Source organism: Polyangium sp. 15x6 (genome assembly GCF_029960785.1).
Classification (GTDB): Bacteria; Myxococcota_A; Polyangia; order Polyangiales; family Polyangiaceae; genus Polyangium.
Window position 1 is genome coordinate 1 of sequence record NZ_JASBQE010000239.1, and the last position, 2,084, is coordinate 2,084.

Here is a 2,084-nt window from a genome sequence, read left to right on the forward strand (position 1 = left end):
CCGCAGCCGCAGGACACGCGGACCGCGCGGGCGCGGGAGCCGCAGCCGCAGGACGCGCGGACGGCGCGGGCGTGGGCGCGGGGCGCGCGGGAGCCGCAGCCACGGGGCGTGCAGGTGTGGGCGTGGGCGCGGGACGCGCAGACGGCGCCGGGGATGCCGCCTCGCGTGGGAACCGAAGCATTCCGAGCAGGGTGTCGGCGAGAATTTGGAGACGCTCGTCTTCCTCATACGCGCTCCGGACTCCGGCAAGCCATGCCGGGTCATCCGGGTTGGACACTGGCCTCGGCACGCGCTGCTCGCAGGCTTTGAGGAACGCGCCCGCGAGCAATCGCACACGCTGATCCGCGAGCGTCTCCTGCGCCGCTCGGCGCCATGCCGCGTCCGCGAGACTGCGCCGGATAGACTCGATCATCGATGCGGGCCCGACGTTCGGAACATCGGCAAGACCTGCCGCGAACGCCCCCAGCGCCGTCCCGAGTGCCACGAGATCGGGCGAGGATTCGCAAACGCCGATGAGCACGACCGCAGTGCAGACTGCGGAAGGCTGCACCTCTGGTGTTTGCATTGGCAAACCGGGGCGCGCGGAGGCGTCGCTCATACCCATACAGAAGCTCCAGCCGACCACTATGCACATTTGGCTTTCCGCGATCCACAAAAATCAGCGGGAAACCGGCGTAGCCTGCTACGTCTGCGCTGGAATGCTCCAAGGCTTCGGGACGAGTTGTTCAAAGCAAACCCACAAAAGCCGAGCTACGTGTCCGAAATCAGGGCACAGCCCCCTTGTTTCCTCGCATCAAGACGTGAAAAAGCCGCTCAATGTAATCGGTTTTCGACGAATTTTTCGGTAGAACGCCACGGCTCGGCACCTCCCCAGGGCCGGGCCCTGTACTTCAGTTCACCTTTTCCGATACCGCAAGCACCGTGCCCTCCGTGGACGAACCGCGAAATCGCCGCATTTGAGCCATACCGGGCGGGTATGCCCCCTTGTTTCACAGGCTCGGGGGCCGAGAAGGGTCCACAAATCGATCCACTTTTTGCTAGGCGGAGCCATGCGTCGGGCCCAGAAAATGTTTCACGGAGCCGGGGTCGGTATCGGACTTCACGTTCGCTGCATGCGCAAGAGCCATGCCCTCCGCGGACAGACCTCGAAATCGCCGTGGTTGAGCCATGGAGGTCGGTTCGGCACCCTTGTTTCACAGACTCGGGGGCCATTCAGGGGCCAGAAATCGATCCACTTTTTGCTCGCCGGAGCCATGGCAACGGGCCACGGAAATGTTTCACGATGTGGGTGATTCGCGTACCCTGCAAAATCGGCCGGATTTTTGCGGTCTCGCGGCGCCCTGGGGGAGGTGCGGTGCATGCCCTTCGGATCCATGGAAAGCCATGGCTTTTCCATGGCAAGAGCCATCGGGTTCGAGTGGCTCTGCGGCCATGGCTTCCGGGGAACTCCCGAGAGCCGGCCGAGCGCCCCCCGAGAGCCCGGCCGAGGATGCGCCGAGAAGTGGGGGCTCGGGCCCGCGCCGGGCGCAGCATCCGCGCCGTAATACGTAATACGTGTTGATGTAATGTGAATTATGTATAGAACGCCGCCTGGGGCTTCGATTCCTCTTGGCCCACCGGCGCCAGTTGGGCGAAAACAGCTACACACGCTCCGCCAGGGAGGGGGCCCCCCACGCCGGGCCGGCCACCTGTATAGTTAGCTACATGACTATGTGACTATGTGACTATACGTATAGTCGGCTATACGTATAGTCGGCTATATATATAGAACTCGACGGCGACCTCGATTTTCCCTTGTCTCGCGTCCCCCACGGGCGGGAGAATCGGATCCACGCAACGGCGCCCCTTCGTGCGCCATGGGAGGGCGGACATGTCCATCGGTGAGTCCCGCAGCCCGGACGGCAACATCACGGCGACCTTGTCGATCCCACAGGGCGTCCTCCAGCTCGTCGCGCCTCCGCCCGAAACCCTCTCGCAATGCAACGTCGAGGCGGTGACCGGCATCCCGCGGCGCGTCTTCCTGGAGGCCATCCGCGCCCCGGACTTCCCGGTCCCCGTCGCGCGGCTCGGGAAGCTTCGGATCG

At 64.3% G+C, this 2,084-nt stretch carries 1 pseudogene; it reads left to right on the forward strand.

Annotated elements, in window-relative coordinates:
• Positions 1-1,870: 1,870 nt before the first annotated feature.
• A pseudogene (locus QHF83_RS53180) lies at positions 1,871-2,084 on the forward strand (hypothetical protein); the annotation flags it as partial.